Here is a 15,598-nt window from a genome sequence, read left to right as displayed (position 1 = left end):
CCGATCACTGTGTGGGAGAAGGAAAATGGTGGGAATCTCGAAATCAGGAAAGGCCGCATTGGCTGTGGCTGCGATGGCGACGGCGCTGGCAGGTTGCTCGACCAAACCGCGCAATTTTGCAGCTTCGGTAAGCACTCCGGTGCCTGATCGAGTTGCGTTCGAGCAGGATTATCGAACCTGCGCCGCGCTGGTGAAATCGGGGCACAGCAGTGGCTTCAAGACCGCAGCGACGTCGACCGCCATCGGTGCCGGCGCCGTGGGAGCAGGTGCAAGCGTGGCGGCATTGGGAGCCGGAGGCACCTACAGCAGTTTCGGTGCAGCTGGCGCAGCTGCCGGAACGGTATTGGCAGCCGCGACCGTGGTTACCGGACTGGCCGGCTTCGGCATCACCCGTGCCATCCGCGGCGGGAAGGAGCGCAAGTTTAAGCGCAACATGTCAGCCTGCCTCAGCGAATACGGCTATGAAGTGGCCGATTGGGAAAAGCTCAAGAAGCGCGATGACGCAGCAGCCTTTGCCTCGCGACAGGTTGCGGTTGCCGAGCCAAGGCGGGACGAACCTGTGATGATCGATGCAGTCGTCATGACCGAGGAACCGCAGCCAGCCGAAGTTCCGGCTCAACCCCTCGCGCTGGTAACCCACGAGGGCTAGCTCAACCGGTCCCGGAAATCCTCGTAATCGAAGGATTTCACGAGCTCGAGTGCGTCGCTTTCGCTGTCCCACAGGTAGATCGATGGCAATTGCACACCGTTGAAGGTGTTGGTCTTGACCATCGAATAATGCGCCTGGTCGAGGAAAGCGAAGCGCGCGCCGGGCTCGGCGGGTACCGGCAGGCGATAATCGCCGATCACATCGCCTGCGAGGCAGGACGGGCCGCCAAGCCGGATCGGGATCATGTCCTCATCGGTCAGTTCGCCGAGCATCGCCGGGCGATAGGGCGCTTCGATCACATCGGGCATGTGGCATGTGGCCGAGATATCGGTGATACCGATCGGCATTCCGTTCCAGCCGGTGTCGAGCAAAGTCCCGACGAGAATCCCGGCATCGAGCGCGACCGCTTCGCCGGGCTCGAGGTAAAGCTCGGCCCCGGTATCTTCCTTCACATCCTTGAGGAATTCGACCAGCTCCTCGCGCTGGTAGTCGGCGCGAGTGATGTGGTGCCCGCCGCCCATGTTGATCCACTTGAGCTGCCCAAAGAAGGGTTCGATCACGTCGAACACTGCATCCCATGTGCGCTTGAGCGGTTCGAGGTCCTGTTCGCAGAGATTGTGGAAGTGGATGCCGTCAACGCCTTCCAGATGCTCCTCGGTCAGCTGGTCGAGCGGGAAGCCGAGCCGCGATCCGGGCGAGGAGGGATCGTATTTCGCCACTTCGCCGGTCGGCACTTGCGGATTGATGCGCAGGCCTATGTCGAAATCCTGCCCCGATGCACGCGCATTCTCCAGGATCAGCGCGGCGCGCTGCAACTGGCCGGGCGAATTGAAGATCACATGGTCGGAGAGGCGACAGATTTCCTCGAGTTCCTCAGGCTTGTAGGCGGCCGAATAGGTCGCGATCTCGCCATCGTAAAACTCGCTCGCCAGTCGCGCTTCCCACAGGCCGGACGTGCACACGCCGTCGAGATATTCGCCGATGATCGGCGCGGTCGACCACATGCTGAACGCCTTGAGCGCGGCCAGCGCCTTGATGTCGGCAGCATCGCGGATATCGGCCAGCACTTGGCAATTGGCGCGCAGCCTCGCCGCGTCGACCACGAATGCGGGGCTTTCGACGCGGGAAAGATCGAAATGAGCGAAGGCGCCCGGATCGCCTGCTTTGGTTTCCATTGATTCAGCCCTGTTGTCCCGATGCGACCAGGGCATCGATCTGTTGTTCGGTCAGCTTGTGCACCTGCGCCCGCTCGGCATCGCCGATCTCGTCCCATTGCATCACGGCTTTCGATACCTGCCGCCCGCTGGTGAAGGCAACCAAGCTCGAGATAAGCATGATCGCCTGCAATTTCGCCTCGCCGCTTGGTTGCGCGTTGCCGCGCGCCGCATCGAGCAAATCGGCGACCAGCTTGATTCCTGGAGCCCAGATGCTTTCGTAGAGGATCGTATAAGCCTCGCCCGGGCTGTGCATCTCGCGCAAGACGAAAGCGCTGCGGACGGAGGCCTCGCGCGATCCGGCGAGGAGTTCGACCAGTTCGCGCATCACCGCCTTCAAATGCGAAACCGATGCCGCGCGATCGCGTGTGTTGGCGAGATATTGCGCGGCGGCCAGCGAGCTTTTGCCTGTCCCGCGCGCAAAATCTTCCACGATTGCGTGGGCGCATGCGAGATAGAGCGCGTCCTTGGAGCCGAAATGGTAGTTGATCGCCGGCTGGTTCACCCCGGCAAATGCCGCGATGGCGCGCGTACTTGTCGCTTCGAAACCGTCCTTGCCGAAAGCGAGGATGGCGGCATCGAGTATGGCGCGCTGGGTTTCCGCGCTCTTGGCATACTTCGCATGCGGCATCGCCCGAGAGGCTGGAGAAGCAGTCATGCGCGCCCCATAGTCGAATGACCCGCCAAGCTCCATAGGCCCGGCATCATCGAGGCCCCTGCAGTCAGACGGCTGGACGATACTGGCTGGCGTCGGTGATGAAATCCGCGTGGCCATAGGCCTCGAGCATACGGGCGAGCTTTTTGACGAGCCTTCGCCCGGCCCAGCCCCGCACCCCGGGAATTGCATCGAGAATCTTGTAGAATTTGATCTGGCCCTGCACGAACAGCAGCGCGCAAATACCTGCAAGCTTGTCGGAAGCGTTCATCGTCACGCCAACGCTGGCCGCGAGCTGGCGGTTTCCGGCCATGAAGTGATTGATGAAGAACAGCTTGGAAAAGCCGCTTTCCATCCAGTCCCTGATCTTGCCGCTCAGCCCGTCGCCCTGAGACATGTCGGCAGCCATCGTCGCGCGCAGCAGGGCGCCGCAGGTTTCCGGCTCGAACTCGGCGCGCAAAGTGGCCTGGCGCAGCAGCCATAGCCGTTCGATCTCGCGCGGCGTCTCGCCCAGCAGGTCTTCGGGAAGGCCAAGCAGGAAACAGCGATAGCGCGCCAGCTCGACCCGCGCGCGTTCCTGCGGAGTGAACTCCTCGCGCCCGCTGTCCAGAACCTCGCGCGCCATCAGATAGGTGCCGATCAAGCCCGCCGGCATCTGGTCCACCTGCGGGATCGGCACGCCATAGACCGATGCGTCCCACTTGCCGCTGCGCGCAATGTTGGCGCGCACCATCGAATGCATCAGGCGAACCTTGGCGGCCGCCTTGAAACCGGCACCGAAGCGGCCGAGCGCCCCCGGCATCAGGGTGGAAGTGAAGAAGCTGCCCGTCTCATAGGCGCGCCTCGCGGCAGTGCCGTTGGACAAAGTGCCGGTCAGCGCCATCGGCAGCGCCGAATATTTGTTCATGAAGGTCGCGATGAACGCGCCGCGCAGTACGAAAGGCGTCAAATGGACATGCCCGTTGCGCTCCTGCCGGGCGCCCTCTTCCACCATCTCCATGTCGAGCCAGGCGGGATTGGCCTCCATCGCGGCGATGAAGGCCGCCAGTTCGGGCGGAGCATTTTCGACCGCTTCGATGCCCTTCTCGCAAGCCAGTTCCAACATGTCCACCAATGCGCGGAAGCCGTATTGCGGCATAAGCGCGGCATAGGCATCCGCCACGCGATCCCCGGTCATCGTATAAGCGCGGATCGTTTCGAACTTCTCCCGGTCGGACAGCAATTCGGCGCGGAGATCGAGGAAGCGCTCCGGCATCTCGACCTTGTCGGAAAGGTCGGTCGAAAATCGCTCGGGCATGCGCGTGAAATCGATCGCACCGTAGATCGAGGGGATCGCTTCCTTCTGCGCGATCACGTGATCGGGCAGGAACGGAGCCTGCATTTCAGTTACGGGATCGAGCGCAGCAGTGGCCATGGGCGTTCCTTTCGCCCATGAATTTATATCACGTGATATAATTGTCAACAGCCAGCGAGGAACGCGCCTTGTCTGCGGCAGAGGGTCCGATCAGAACTCGACCGGCCCCGGCAATTCCTCGACCGTCCACGGCAGGCCGTGCTTGTTGAGCATGTCCATGAAGGGATCGGGGTCCATTTCTTCCATATTGAACACGCCCACTCCGGTCCAGATGCCCTGCACCATCATCGCGCTGCCGATCATCGCGGGAACGCCGGTGGTGTAACTCACAGCCTGGTTGCCGGTTTCCTCATAGGCGGCCTCGTGGCTGCAGATGTTCTTGATGTAGAACGTCTTCTCGCCCGACCCGTCGAGCGCTTCGCCGGTGGCGATGCAGCCGATGTTGGTGTTGCCCTTGGTAGTTTCGCCAAGCGTCTCGGGCTTGGGCAGCACGGCGGCTAGGAACTGCAGCGGGATGATCTCCACGCCCTTGTACTTGATCGGCTCGATCGACGTCATGCCGACGTTCTGCAGCACGGTGAGGTGAGTGATGTACTGATCGCCAAAGGTCATCCAGAAGCGCGCGCGCTCCATCTCCGGATTGAACTTCGCGAGGCTTTCCAACTCCTCGTGATACATCATGTACATGTTCTTGGGGCCAACGGCTTCAAAGTCGAATTCGACCTTCTTTGCCATCGCCGGGGTTTCGACGAATTCGCCATTCTCCCAATGCCGCGCGGGCGCGGTCACTTCGCGAATGTTGATTTCCGGGTTGAAGTTGGTGGCGAAATGCTGGCCATGGTCGCCGCCGTTGCAATCGAGGATGTCGAGCGTACGGATGGTCTTGAGCTTGTGCTTCTTGAGCCACATGGTGAACACGCTGGTCACGCCCGGATCGAAGCCCGAACCGAGCAGCGCCATGATCCCCGCTTGCTTGAAGCGGTCGTGATAGGCCCACTGCCAGCTATACTCGAACTTGGCCTCGTCCTTCGGCTCGTAATTCGCCGTGTCGAGATAGTTCACGCCCGCTTCGAGGCAGGCGTCCATGATCGGCAGGTCCTGATACGGGAGCGCCAGATTCACCACCAGCGAAGGCTTCACCTGGCGGATGAGGTTGACCATCGCCGGCACTTCCTCGGCATCGATCTCATAGGTCGCGATGTCGACGCCGGTGCATTCCTTCACCGAAGCGGCGATGGCATCGCACTTGCGCCTGGTGCGGCTGGCGAGATGGATATCGGAGAAAATATCCTTGTTCATCGCCATCTTGTGGACGCAGACCGAGCTGACGCCGCCGGCTCCGATCACGAGGACAGTGGACATAATGGACAACCTTTCGAATTCGAATCTTGCGCGCTGTCTAGTCGAATGCGCTAAGAGCGCAAAATGATCCTTCAAACTTCCCGCCAGCCCAGCCGCGACGGCGTGCTCGAAGCAGCCGAAAAAATCGCGGCGATCCTGCCACCTACGCCGCTGCTGCCGGCCGAGATTAACGGCGTGCAGTGCTGGGTTAAGGCCGAAAACCTCCAGCCGATCGGCGCGTTCAAGATTCGCGGCGCCTGGCACAGGCTGACTGCGCTCAGCGACGCGGAGCGCGAAGCCAGTGTCGTGGCGGTATCTTCGGGCAACCACGCGCAGGGCGTTGCCTGGGCTGCCAAGCGGCTCGGCATTTCCGCAACGATAGTAATGCCGCACGATGCCCCGCAAGTGAAGATCGACGCCACGCGCGCGCTGGGCGCCGAAGTGGTGCTGTACCAGCGCCCCGGCGAGGATCGCGATGCGGTTGCCGCGCGGCTGATCGAAGAACATGGCGGCACGCTGGTCCATGCTTTTGGCGACTCCTGGGTGATCGAAGGCCAGGGCAGCGCTGGTATCGAGATCACCGCGCAATTGGGCCGCGAGCCCAGCCGCATCCTCGCCTGTTGCGGCGGCGGCGGGCTGGCGGCAGGTCTTGCCCTCGCCTGCCCCGGTGCGGAGATCTACCCGGTCGAGCCGGTGGGTTGGGACATGGTCGGCCAATCGCTCGCAGCGGGCGAAATCGTCCAGGCTGCGTCCGATGCGCCCAAGACCATCTGCGACGCATTGCAGCCAATCGCCACCAAGCAGATAAACCTCGATGTTCTGGGTGGACGCAGCTCGCCCGGCGTCGCGGTGACCGATGACGAGGTGCGCGCAGCCCAGCGCTTCGCATTCTCCCGCCTGCACCTTGTGGTTGAACCGGGCGGTTCGGCGGCGCTGGCGGCGGCGCTCGCGGGCAAGGTTCCGCTCGACGAAGGCACCGTGATCATGCTGACGGGCGGAAATGTCGACCCCAAGGCCTATGCCGCGACGATCGCGGGACAGGTCTAGGCGCCCAACAGGTTTAAGTTGCATTTGACAATTTAATATCAGCTGCGCAGTCTCTCCGCATAGAGGGGAGAAATATCATGCAAGCTCAAATGCTGGCACCCGCCGCCGTACTCGTGGCGTGGTCGATAATCATGCTGTTGTGGACCGCCGGAACCCGCTTCCCGGCATTGGCCAAGTCCGGAATGGACCTCAAGAACGCCAAGCCCGGCGGACGCGGGCAGGATCTTGAAGGGGTCCTTCCCGACAAGGTGCAGTGGAAGTCGCACAACTACACGCACCTGATGGAACAGCCGACGATCTTCTATCCCACGGTCATCATCCTGGCGATGATGGGCGCCGGGGCGATCGACGTGCTGCTCGCCTGGGCCTATGTCGCGCTGCGGATCATCCATTCGCTCTGGCAATCGACCGTCAACGTCGTCTCGATCCGCTTTCTGCTGTTCATCCTGTCTACCCTTGCGCTTACTGCGCTGGCGGTGCGTGCACTGTCGGTCACGCTGCTTGCAAATCCGGGAGTGGTCGCATGATCGGGATGGACATTCTTCAGCCGGTCGTCGCGCTCGCGGCTTGGACCATGGTGATGTGGGTGTGGATGTATGCCACCCGCATCCCGGCCATGAGCAAAGCCGGGATCGACGGCACCAAGCTGGTCGGCAGTACCGGCGCCAGCCTGCGCGAGAAGCTGCCCGATCAGGTGAACTGGAAGGCCGACAACTACAACCACCTGCATGAAGCGCCGACCGTGTTCTACACAATCGCGATCGTGCTGGCGATCATCGGCCAGGGTGACGGGATGAACGCGCTGCTGGCATGGATCTATGTCGCGCTGCGCGTGGTGCACTCGCTGGTCCAGGCCACTGCCAATGTGGTGCTGGTGCGCTTCGTCCTGTTCGCGCTGTCCAGCCTCGTGCTGATGGCGCTGATCTTCCACGCTTCGATCAGCGTGTTCGACATCCATATGTGAGGAAATGGGGGCTCCCGCAAAAGCAGGGGCTCCCTATTCCTTCGCGGCCATCGGCGTGTCCGAGGCAAGTTCCCGGAACACCTTGAGCGACCCGTCGTCCTGGCGCTTGAATATCAGGATCCAGTTGCCCGCTTCCGGCACGACCTGGCCTGTCGCCGGGTCAGTGAACGACCAGCTGTAATCGGCTGAGTAGATCGCCAGATCTCCGGCTTCCGCCACTTCGACGCGAACATTGCTGGCTTGCAGGCTCACACCCTTGTCCGACAACAATGACTGGTTGTTCGCCAGCGCCGCCCCAGCGCCCACCACATTGGGCAGGCCATGGCTGTAAAACTCATAATCCGGCGAATTGAACTGCGACGTGGCTTCCGCATCGTGATTGTTTACCGCTTCGACGATCGCGCCGACTTTGGCCTCGACTTCCTTGGCGATCGCATCGCGATCGACCTCGTTCGAAACAGGCGCACCGCACGCGGCCAGCGATGCAAGCGAAGCGATCAAGACCAACTTGTTGGTGGCACGCAACATGATTTCCTCCCCCCTCGGCAATCGCCAAGGGTGGCATGGAACCGCCTTCGGCTCAATCGATCTATTCGGCTGCTTCGGTCGCTTCCGCCGCGAAATCGAGCGTGGCGAGGAAGCGCTCGGCATCGAGCGCGGCCATGCAGCCCATCCCGGCGGCCGTCACCGCCTGGCGATAGGTGTGGTCGGTCACATCCCCTGCAGCGAAGACGCCGGGAATAATCGTCTTGGGCGTGCCCGGCTCGGTAAGCAGATAACCGCTGTCGTCCAGCGGCAGTTTGCCCTTGAACAGTTCGGTCGCGGGCGCATGGCCGATCGCCACGAAGGCTCCATCGACTTCCAGCGTCGAGATATCGTCCGTCTGGGTGTCTTCCAGCTCGAGATGGTGCAGCGCGCCGTTCTCGCCCGCCACGAAACGCTTCACCGCCTTGTTCCACAGCGTGCTGATCTTGGGGCTCTTGAACAGCCGCTCCTGCAGGATCTTTTCCGCGCGCAATTCGTCGCGGCGGTGGATAAGCGTCACGTCGTCCGAATGATTGGTGAGGTAGAGTGCTTCCTCGACTGCGGTATTGCCGCCCCCGATCACCGCCACCTTCTTGCCGCGGAAGAAGAACCCGTCGCAAGTGGCACAGGCGGAAACGCCCTTGCCGCCCAGTTCCTGCTCGCCCGGTACGCCGAGCCATTTGGCCTGCGCTCCGGTGGCAATCACCAGGCAGTCCGCGATATATTCGTCGCCACTGTCGCCCACGGCGCGGAAGGGTGATCCGCTCGCCAGATCGACCTCGATGATCGTGTCCCACATCATCCGTGTGCCGACATGCTCGGCCTGCTTCTGCATCTGTTCCATTAGCCACGGGCCCTGAATCACGTCGGCGAAGCCGGGATAGTTCTCCACATCGGTGGTGATGGTCAGCTGGCCACCCGGCTGGATGCCCTGCACCACGATCGGTTCGAGCATGGCGCGCGCGCCATAGATCGCCGCGCTGTAGCCAGCCGGGCCCGATCCGACGATGAGCATTTTGGTGCGATGGGTAGCCATAATGAATTCCTGTTCGAGTGGCCGACTGACTTAGGGCGTGCGCCCCCGCGCTTCAATTCGCGGGTGCGTGGAATGCCTCAGGCATCCACAAGTTGCGCTTTCAGCGCTTCGCGCATCGGGGCGTCGACCCCCAGAACCTGTTCAAGATAGGCATCGGCCGAACCGAAGCGATCGGTCAGTGAATTGCGAGCCGCATTCAGATAGGCCGCATCCACGCCCATGATCACGCGCACGGTCGCTTCGTCGATCCCGCCGTATTTGTCGCCCATCAACTCCATGCCGTGCGCGATGCGCTCCTCATTGTTGGGCGCGTCATTGGTGAGGAGGTAGTCCGCCATGGCATCGTCGGGGTGTACGCCCAGCACGTGGTGCAGAAGGTCCACCGCCATTCCGGTACGGTCCTTCCCAGCTGCGCAATGGACGAGGCTCGAGCCCTTGCCTTGCGCCAGCGCCGCGAAATAGCGCCGCAATATGTCGTTGAGGCCAACGCGATCGGGCAATGCGCCATAGAGGTCGACCATCGCCTTGTGCGCGCTCTTGGCGTCGACGCTGCCTTCGGCGGCCTGCAAATGCGGGGCAAGGCCAGCTGTCTCTCCGTCGAAGAAGAGAACTTCGCCCGAGAAGCCCTCGGGCCGGCGGCAAGTCTTCTGCGCCCGCTCGCTATGGCCGCGCAGGTCGATCACATGCTGCAGGTCGAGCTTGGAGACAGTCGAAAGATCATCCTCGCCCGCATCGGCGTGGTGGCCCGAACGGAACAGCAGGCCGGTCTTCACCTTGCCTCCTCCCGCAACCGAATAGCCGCCATAATCGCGGAAATTGTGAATGGCCGTGGTGGTGAGGAAGCGGTTGCGAATCATGTTCCCTGAGGTGGCAGCGCTGGGCGCACACTTCAAGATGCGCCGCCCCGACAAAAAAGGGAGCCGGAGCCCTGCCCGGCTAGCGAAATTCGAGTCCCGCGAAAGTGCCGCTCTTTCGCCAGCCGTCTATGTAGGTGAAATAGCCTTGCGCACCGGCCGGGTGGCCCAGCGCAAAGCGTTCCTGCTCGCCATATCCCTGCCCTTCGTTATTGTAATAGCCCGGCGTGCATTCGGTGCTCCCGATCCGCGCGCCCGGCCCCGTCATTAGGAATTCGATCCACTTCTGCTGCGCCTCGGCGCTCGGCTCGACCTCCGAAAAGCCTTCCCGCTGCGCATGGCTGACTACAGTCGCCACCGTATCAGCATGGTCGACCAGATTGTGCGGATAGTTGGCGATAAAGGCAGCCGCCTGGTTCTGCTGGACGAAAAACAGGTTCGGGAAGCCATGGACATGCAGCCCATGGAAAGTCCGCATCCCGTCCTTCCAGTAATCGGACAGCTTCAACCCGTCGCGACCGGTCACATCATAACCCGAGCGCGAGACGAAATCGGTGCCCACCTCGAACCCCGATGCATAGATGATGCAATCGACCTCATATTCCACGCCGCCCGCGATCACGCCCTTTTCACTGATCCGCTCCACGCCCTGGCCGTCGGTGTCGATCAGGTGGGTCGAGGGGCGGTTGAAGGCCTGGAGGTATTCGTCATGGAAGCACGGGCGCTTGCACAGCTGGCGATACCACGCCTTGAGCTTCTCTCCCGCTTCGCCGCCCACAATCGCCTCCACGCGTGCGCGGATTTCGCTCATCTTCTGGTTATCGGCATCCTCAAAGGCAGCCATGATGTTTTCGGGCGTTCGCTCTTCGGGCGGCATGCCGATCACTTGCGCGCGGATGCGCTTGCCGAGATCGGTCCAGCCGTCGTCGACGAGGTCTTCGGCAGGGAAGCCGATGCCCAGATTGGCGACGAAATTCTCCTGCCATTTCTTCTGCCAGCCGGGCTCGTTCACGTCGGCGAACCAGTCCGGATCGATCGGCGCATTGTTGCGCTCATCGACCGATGAGGGGGTGCGCTGGAACACGAAGAGCTCCTTCGCGTCGCGTGCAAGGTGCGGCACGCATTGCACCGCGGTCGCGCCCGTTCCGATGATCGCCACACGCTTGTACGCCAGCTTGCTCATCGGCGCGCCTTCGGGCGTGCCGCCTGTATAGGCATAGTCCCAGCGGCTGGTGTGAAAGCTCTTGCCCTTGAAGGTCTCGATCCCGGCCAGGCCCGGCAGCTTGGCGACATGCAGCGGGCCGGTGCCCATGCCGATGTAATTCGCGGTGAAGGAATCGCCGCGATCGGTACGGATCAGCCAGACCTTATTCGCATCGTCCCACTCAAGGTCGGTCACCCGCGTGTGGAACAGCGCGTTTTCATAGAGGCCGTAATGCTCCCCGATGCGCGAGCAATGGTCGCGGATTTCCGGGGCATGGGCGTATTTCTCGCTCGGCATGTGCCCGGTTTCTTCGAGCAGCGGCATATAGATCATCGATGCGGTATCGCATTGCGCGCCGGGATAGCGGTTCCAGTACCAGGTCCCGCCGAAGTCGCCGCCCTTCTCGATGATGCGGTAATCCTCGATCCCCGCTTCCTTCAGCCGCGCGCCAACCACCAGCCCGGCAAAGCCCCCGCCGATGAAGGCGAAGGTCACATGGTCGGTCACCGGATCGCGCGGGACGACGGGGTTGTAGGGATCGGTCGCGAGGTCCGAAAATTCGCTCTCAAGCCGCCTGTACTGGGCCGAACCATCGGCGCGCAGGCGCTTGTCGCGCTCCTCAGCATATTTGCGCCTGATCGCATCCCTGTCGATCGCCGGTGCCGCTTGCGTGCTTACCAATTGCTCTCTCCCAGTTCGATTCTTAACCGGGAAGGTGCGGCAACTTGGCCGCGCTGGCAAGCCGCGGCGCCCTATGGAAACTGGTAGCGGCAGAGGGACAAGCCGCCCCTCGTCACGCGGGAACGCTCGCTCCTAATCCTGATGCGCTTCCTTGTAATGGCGCTCCAGCCATTCCGCACCGTAATCGTTCGACGGATCGCGAGCGATCGAATGGACATGGTTGAATTCGTTCTCGCCGGATCGTTCGCGGACGTAATCGATCACGATCGAAGGTCCCTGGACCCGGAACATATAGCGCGCGGCAGGATCGTCGGTCGGCCCCCACCAGGCGAAATACAGGCTGTCCATTCCATCGCTTTTTATCGCCGCGCGTTGCCGGGCGGCGGCCTCGTCCGATGCATCACCAAGGTACTCGTCGATCAGGCCGTGAAGCAGCTTTAGCTGGACCGGATCGAGTTCCGAGGCTGCGATGCCGGCTGGCGCACCCAAACGGCCCTCGCGCCCTTTGCCAAGGAAAACGTCTCCATCGACGGCGTTGGCAAGCACCGCCTGGCTGACCTGCTCGGGCTTCAGCGAAGCAAGCAACGCAGAGGCACGATCCGCCTCATGCTGCAGGATACGCCATCCGGCATAGCGCCCTTGCTTCACGATTTGCGGATTTGCCCCGAGGAACAGCGGAGTGAAGGCGATCCTGTTGTCCGAAACGGTGATATTGGCGGCAAAGTGATGGCCCGTCACCATCCAACCCCAATCCTTTTCGCTCGGGTCGCCGAACACCGAAACGAAGAACTTTTCCGTGTCGTAATTGGCAATGAAGGATTGGGCCTGTGCCTTGTTCGGATCGCTGTCGGGCATTGCCGCGATTGCGCCCGCCGCAATATCGTGCAGCACATCCTCATGCCACATGATCGTGGTTGTCTTGAAATAACCCTGGCTGGACAGGGCCGCAGCCATCATCGCGTGCAGGGCAATCCTTTGGCTGGGGGCCATATCGGCAACCGCCAGCCCCGAACGCGGCGCCATCCCGACCGGAAGGTTGGACCAGTTGGTCCTCGCGTGGTTGTCATCGAGCGACGCCATCACCTGGCTGCGCTGCGCATCATCAAGGCTCTCTAGGAAAGCGACGGTCGCTGCCCTCATCGCCTCGACCCGAGCCTCGTCGAGCGCATGCTCTTCCGATTCATGAGCCGCAAGCTGGGTGACCGGAACCGCGACTGCCATCGCGGCAATGGCCACCGAGCGTATGAAAGCTTTCATAGATTTATTCCCCCGGACCCGGGTGAAGCCTATGACAGGATCGCGCCGCCTGCAAATCGGGAATGCTGAAGCCCGTCAATCGGAGCCTTTCGCGGTCTCCTGCTCGATCACATAGAGATAGTCGACATAGGCCATCGTCGCTTCATCGAGCCCGTTGACCTTGGGATCGCTGCTCTTGATCAGGAACCATTCGTTGGGCGCATGCGCACCGCCGCCGCGGCTGAGGCCGAATTGCGAAGCGGGAAGATTGAGCGGCGGCCCGTTGAAGATCACGCCCGGCCAGCTACCGGCATTGCGCGGCCTGATCGAGTAAGCGATGCCGGTCTGCTCGAACAGCTTCTTCTGGGCTTCGATGAGGATGCTGTCCTCTTCGGTTTCGTTCGGCCCATAACCGCCCGAAACAGTGATCTGCACATCGTCGAAGCCGCGCTTGGCGAGATGCGCCTTGAGCTTGCTCACGGCCTCGTCCCCGGTCATCGCCGGGACAAGACGGAACTCGAGCTTGGCTTCTGCCCGCCCCGGCAAGACGGTCTTGCCGCCCGGGCCGGTATAGCCTGCGATCAACCCCTGGATGTTGACCGTGGGCTGGGAGTAAAAGCGCTCAAGGCTCGTGATGTAAGGCTCGTCGTCGATCCATCGGCCGACCCCCAAAAGCACCTTTTCCTGATCTTCCGGATTGAGCTCCGCAATCTCGGCAATCAGCTGCTTCTGCCGTTCGGTAAGAGGGCGAACATTCTCGAACCAGCCGTCGATCGCAGGCGTGTGGCCATCATCGGCAACCAGCGTGTCGAGCGCCTTGACCAGCCGCCACGCCGGGTTTTCGATCCGCGCATGGTTCGAGGAATGGATGTCGGTCTTGGGGTATTTGTCGGACGTCTCGCCGCCAACGACCAATTGGAACTCGACCGCGCCCTTGGCTCCAAGCGTGATATTGGCGCTGCCATCCTTGCTTTGCGCTGCGGAGGGGATGAACACGCCGATGCTCTTGGCTAATGCGTCGCGCACTTCGGGCACTGCAACGACTTGGTCGAAATGGGTCGAAGCGACTTCCTCTTCACCCTCGGCAACCAGCACGAGATTGACCGGCAGTTTGCGTCCGATGGCCTGGATCGCCTTGATGGCCGCGAGGAATGCCATCTGTGGGCCCTTCTGGTTTACAGCGCCGCGCCCGATCATCACCAGCCCTTCACCCGGACGGTCGACCAGCCTGCCCTCAAGAGGCGGCGAACTCCATTCCGAAGGCTCGAACTGCTTCACGTCATACATGAAATAGATGCCGACGGTGGTCTTGGCTCCCGCATCCAGCGTTGCGAAAACCGCGGGCACGCCATCGGTCGGGATCATCTTGGCCTGCTGGAAGCCTGCATCGAGCGCCAGTTGCCGCATATATTCGGCGCCAGCCGGGGTATTGCGCTTCTCGGCCGCGATGGTCGGCAAAGCAATCCAGTCCTGCAATGCCTTGACGGTAACATCGCGCTGCGCTTCCACGGCGACCAGAACCTGCTCGCGATCAGGCGTTTCGGCTGCCGCCGGAATCACAGCAAATGCAAGAAGCCCCAACGCGCTCACGCCAAGAATACGACCGGCCATATTTTTCTCCCGATGGTCAAGCGCCGCGAAGCTAACAGCGGATCGACGCTTCGCAATGGGTTTCAAGCAGATTGCAAAAAATTGCCTCGCCACGACCACGCTGCAGAAGCTGCTCGAAGCCCTGCCATGGAAGGACTTCGTGCAGGTGCACCGGTCTTTCATCGTGCGCCGCGACCGGATTTTCGAACAGCGCCGGGCATCGCTGTCGCTGGATAACGGCATCGAGGTTACAATCGGCCGATCCTGTCGCAAGAACGAGATCATTTGAGGCGATTTCGGAAAAATGTTGGTAGCGGAGGAGGGATTAGCTCTCGCTGTCTCAAAAACCCCAGAAATCTGCCGTTTTTTGTGCCTCGTCGAACCTCTCTTTGGCCACCTTTTTGTACCACTGCAAGTCTGAAAGAACACGCTGAGGGTCCGACACTGCAGACGCCGTTCAGCGAAGCCCCCGTTTCGAACTGATCGAGCGTAAAATGCTGCGGTATCATCGGTCATCGGGAGGGAGGAGAACTCGGCCGGTCTTGACAGTACGTTGAGTTTCCGAGTGCGTACGATCTGCAGAAGTCGAAAAACCTGGATCAGCAGGTGTCCCTTTGGGGCGGGCTGCCGAACTCTACAGTTAGAGAAAGACCTCCCGAGGGTGGTTCCTTGCTCCGGTTGATTGATCCATCGGGTTCTAAGAACACGCAGTCATCGGCAGCGTAGATAACGGACATCCGAAAGCCGAATTTCTGAACGGCATTTAGCGCAGTAACCTCAAGAAACCTGCGGGCGTCGGCGTCGAGTGCGCCAGTTGCCTCGTCCACCCCAGGATGGATGAGTTGAGAGTTCTTATGTGCGATCCGCGCTGACGGCGAGCCATTGCTCAAAGACAGTCGTTCGCACTGATATACCGCAGCCGCCAGACGAATGACGATGTACGGAAAGCCTTGCTCACCGCGTGCGCATGCGTCTGCAGTAGGCATGGCTCCAGACTAGCGCGAAGCCAGATCAGGGCAAGGCACACATGCCAGCACACGCTAGCTGCGCTGTACGCGCACCAGATCGCCATCTAGCGGCATCCTGTGAGTGCGGGCGCGGCCTTATGGCGGGTCCTCCAAGGACCTCCAGCGTTGCGGGGTATTGTCAGCGCAAACCTCTCCGACACAGACGATTTCCAAAAACCAATTAGGACCTCAAAGGCACTATTGGGCCATGAGCCAAGGCGGAGGCCAACACTTCGCTGAT

At 61.5% G+C, this 15,598-nt stretch carries 16 protein-coding genes; 5 read left to right on the top strand and 11 right to left on the bottom strand.

Annotation, left to right across the window (positions count from 1 at the left end; translation table 11 throughout):
- The first annotated feature begins 25 nt into the window (after positions 1-25).
- On the top strand, positions 26-649 hold the full coding sequence (locus tag VRS74_RS10875) for a hypothetical protein (RefSeq protein ID WP_354145288.1): 624 nt from the start codon (positions 26-28) through the stop codon (positions 647-649).
- Here the strand turns inward: VRS74_RS10875 and VRS74_RS10870 are convergent.
- The 4 genes from VRS74_RS10870 to VRS74_RS10855 form a co-directional block, all read right to left on the bottom strand.
- The gene (locus VRS74_RS10870; protein WP_354145287.1) at positions 646-1,824 is read right to left on the bottom strand and encodes a carboxynorspermidine decarboxylase; all 1,179 of its coding nucleotides are present in this window, start codon (positions 1,822-1,824) and stop codon (positions 646-648) included. The two genes, VRS74_RS10875 and VRS74_RS10870, sit on opposite strands and share 4 nt — an antisense overlap.
- Before the next feature lie 4 nt (positions 1,825-1,828).
- Positions 1,829-2,521: a CerR family C-terminal domain-containing protein gene (locus VRS74_RS10865; protein ID WP_354145286.1), complete on the bottom strand. Its 693-nt coding sequence runs from the start codon at positions 2,519-2,521 to the stop codon at positions 1,829-1,831.
- Positions 2,522-2,585: 64 nt separating this feature from the next.
- Positions 2,586-3,932 (bottom strand): oxygenase MpaB family protein, encoded by a 1,347-nt coding sequence (locus VRS74_RS10860; RefSeq protein WP_354145285.1) that lies wholly within the window; start codon positions 3,930-3,932, stop codon positions 2,586-2,588.
- 90 nt (positions 3,933-4,022) lie between these two features.
- Positions 4,023-5,234, bottom strand: coding sequence for a saccharopine dehydrogenase family protein (locus tag VRS74_RS10855; protein ID WP_354145284.1), 1,212 nt, complete (start codon positions 5,232-5,234; stop codon positions 4,023-4,025).
- A gap of 63 nt (positions 5,235-5,297) precedes the next feature.
- Between VRS74_RS10855 and VRS74_RS10850 the strand changes: the two genes are divergently transcribed.
- The 3 genes from VRS74_RS10850 to VRS74_RS10840 all read left to right on the top strand — a co-directional run bounded on the left by VRS74_RS10850 (position 5,298) and on the right by VRS74_RS10840 (position 7,224).
- Positions 5,298-6,260, top strand: coding sequence for a threonine ammonia-lyase (locus VRS74_RS10850; RefSeq protein WP_354145283.1), 963 nt, complete (start codon positions 5,298-5,300; stop codon positions 6,258-6,260).
- Between the two features lie 77 nt (positions 6,261-6,337).
- Entirely contained in the window at positions 6,338-6,787 is a 450-nt protein-coding gene (locus VRS74_RS10845) for an MAPEG family protein (protein WP_354145282.1), read from the top strand.
- Positions 6,784-7,224 (top strand): MAPEG family protein, encoded by a 441-nt coding sequence (locus tag VRS74_RS10840; RefSeq protein ID WP_354145281.1) that lies wholly within the window; start codon positions 6,784-6,786, stop codon positions 7,222-7,224. The genes VRS74_RS10845 and VRS74_RS10840 overlap by 4 nt, the downstream gene beginning before the upstream one ends.
- Positions 7,225-7,257: 33 nt before the next feature.
- Here VRS74_RS10840 and VRS74_RS10835 read toward each other — a convergent pair whose 3' ends face one another.
- The 6 genes from VRS74_RS10835 to VRS74_RS10810 all read right to left on the bottom strand — a co-directional run bounded on the left by VRS74_RS10835 (position 7,258) and on the right by VRS74_RS10810 (position 14,371).
- Positions 7,258-7,752: a YybH family protein gene (locus VRS74_RS10835; protein ID WP_354145280.1), complete on the bottom strand. Its 495-nt coding sequence runs from the start codon at positions 7,750-7,752 to the stop codon at positions 7,258-7,260.
- Positions 7,753-7,813: 61 nt separating this feature from the next.
- Positions 7,814-8,785, bottom strand: a complete 972-nt coding sequence (gene trxB / locus VRS74_RS10830) for a thioredoxin-disulfide reductase (protein ID WP_354145279.1) — start codon at positions 8,783-8,785, stop codon at positions 7,814-7,816.
- A 77-nt stretch (positions 8,786-8,862) separates the two neighbouring features.
- Complete coding sequence (locus VRS74_RS10825) at positions 8,863-9,642, bottom strand: tyrosine-protein phosphatase (RefSeq protein ID WP_354145278.1); 780 nt, start codon at positions 9,640-9,642, stop codon at positions 8,863-8,865.
- A gap of 79 nt (positions 9,643-9,721) precedes the next feature.
- Positions 9,722-11,524 (bottom strand): flavin-containing monooxygenase, encoded by a 1,803-nt coding sequence (locus VRS74_RS10820; RefSeq protein ID WP_354145277.1) that lies wholly within the window; start codon positions 11,522-11,524, stop codon positions 9,722-9,724.
- Between the two features lie 132 nt (positions 11,525-11,656).
- A complete protein-coding gene (locus VRS74_RS10815) occupies positions 11,657-12,781 on the bottom strand; it encodes a DUF3500 domain-containing protein (protein ID WP_354145276.1) in 1,125 nt (374 codons plus the stop codon).
- Positions 12,782-12,856: 75 nt separating this feature from the next.
- Positions 12,857-14,371, bottom strand: coding sequence for a M20/M25/M40 family metallo-hydrolase (locus VRS74_RS10810; RefSeq protein WP_354145275.1), 1,515 nt, complete (start codon positions 14,369-14,371; stop codon positions 12,857-12,859).
- Between the two features lie 55 nt (positions 14,372-14,426).
- Between VRS74_RS10810 and VRS74_RS10805 the strand changes: the two genes are divergently transcribed.
- The gene (locus tag VRS74_RS10805) at positions 14,427-14,639 is read left to right on the top strand and encodes a LytTR family DNA-binding domain-containing protein (protein WP_354145274.1); all 213 of its coding nucleotides are present in this window, start codon (positions 14,427-14,429) and stop codon (positions 14,637-14,639) included.
- A 310-nt stretch (positions 14,640-14,949) separates the two neighbouring features.
- Here the strand turns inward: VRS74_RS10805 and VRS74_RS10800 are convergent, their stop codons facing one another.
- The gene (locus tag VRS74_RS10800) at positions 14,950-15,336 is read right to left on the bottom strand and encodes a hypothetical protein (RefSeq protein ID WP_354145273.1); all 387 of its coding nucleotides are present in this window, start codon (positions 15,334-15,336) and stop codon (positions 14,950-14,952) included.
- Between the last annotated feature and the right edge of the window lie 262 nt (positions 15,337-15,598).

The organism is Altererythrobacter litoralis (assembly GCF_036324225.1).
GTDB lineage: Bacteria > Pseudomonadota > Alphaproteobacteria > Sphingomonadales > Sphingomonadaceae > Erythrobacter > Erythrobacter litoralis_A.
Note: the sequence above shows the minus strand (reverse complement) of the source record. Positions and strands in the feature narration are given on the sequence as shown.

What these genes read in the sequence shown, in the direction of transcription:
- VRS74_RS10875 (WP_354145288.1), top strand. Translation starts at nt 26, where the DNA reads ATGGTGGGAATCTCGAAATCAGGAAAGGCCGCATTGGCTGTGGCTGCG.
- VRS74_RS10870 (WP_354145287.1), bottom strand. Translation starts at nt 1,824, where the DNA reads ATGGAAACCAAAGCAGGCGATCCGGGCGCCTTCGCTCATTTCGATCTT.
- VRS74_RS10865 (WP_354145286.1), bottom strand. Translation starts at nt 2,521, where the DNA reads ATGACTGCTTCTCCAGCCTCTCGGGCGATGCCGCATGCGAAGTATGCC.
- VRS74_RS10860 (WP_354145285.1), bottom strand. Translation starts at nt 3,932, where the DNA reads ATGGCCACTGCTGCGCTCGATCCCGTAACTGAAATGCAGGCTCCGTTC.
- VRS74_RS10855 (WP_354145284.1), bottom strand. Translation starts at nt 5,234, where the DNA reads ATGTCCACTGTCCTCGTGATCGGAGCCGGCGGCGTCAGCTCGGTCTGC.
- VRS74_RS10850 (WP_354145283.1), top strand. Translation starts at nt 5,298, where the DNA reads ATGATCCTTCAAACTTCCCGCCAGCCCAGCCGCGACGGCGTGCTCGAA.
- VRS74_RS10845 (WP_354145282.1), top strand. Translation starts at nt 6,338, where the DNA reads ATGCAAGCTCAAATGCTGGCACCCGCCGCCGTACTCGTGGCGTGGTCG.
- VRS74_RS10840 (WP_354145281.1), top strand. Translation starts at nt 6,784, where the DNA reads ATGATCGGGATGGACATTCTTCAGCCGGTCGTCGCGCTCGCGGCTTGG.
- VRS74_RS10835 (WP_354145280.1), bottom strand. Translation starts at nt 7,752, where the DNA reads ATGTTGCGTGCCACCAACAAGTTGGTCTTGATCGCTTCGCTTGCATCG.
- trxB (WP_354145279.1), bottom strand. Translation starts at nt 8,785, where the DNA reads ATGGCTACCCATCGCACCAAAATGCTCATCGTCGGATCGGGCCCGGCT.
- VRS74_RS10825 (WP_354145278.1), bottom strand. Translation starts at nt 9,642, where the DNA reads ATGATTCGCAACCGCTTCCTCACCACCACGGCCATTCACAATTTCCGC.
- VRS74_RS10815 (WP_354145276.1), bottom strand. Translation starts at nt 12,781, where the DNA reads ATGAAAGCTTTCATACGCTCGGTGGCCATTGCCGCGATGGCAGTCGCG.
- VRS74_RS10810 (WP_354145275.1), bottom strand. Translation starts at nt 14,371, where the DNA reads ATGGCCGGTCGTATTCTTGGCGTGAGCGCGTTGGGGCTTCTTGCATTT.
- VRS74_RS10805 (WP_354145274.1), top strand. Translation starts at nt 14,427, where the DNA reads ATGGGTTTCAAGCAGATTGCAAAAAATTGCCTCGCCACGACCACGCTG.
- VRS74_RS10800 (WP_354145273.1), bottom strand. Translation starts at nt 15,336, where the DNA reads ATGCCTACTGCAGACGCATGCGCACGCGGTGAGCAAGGCTTTCCGTAC.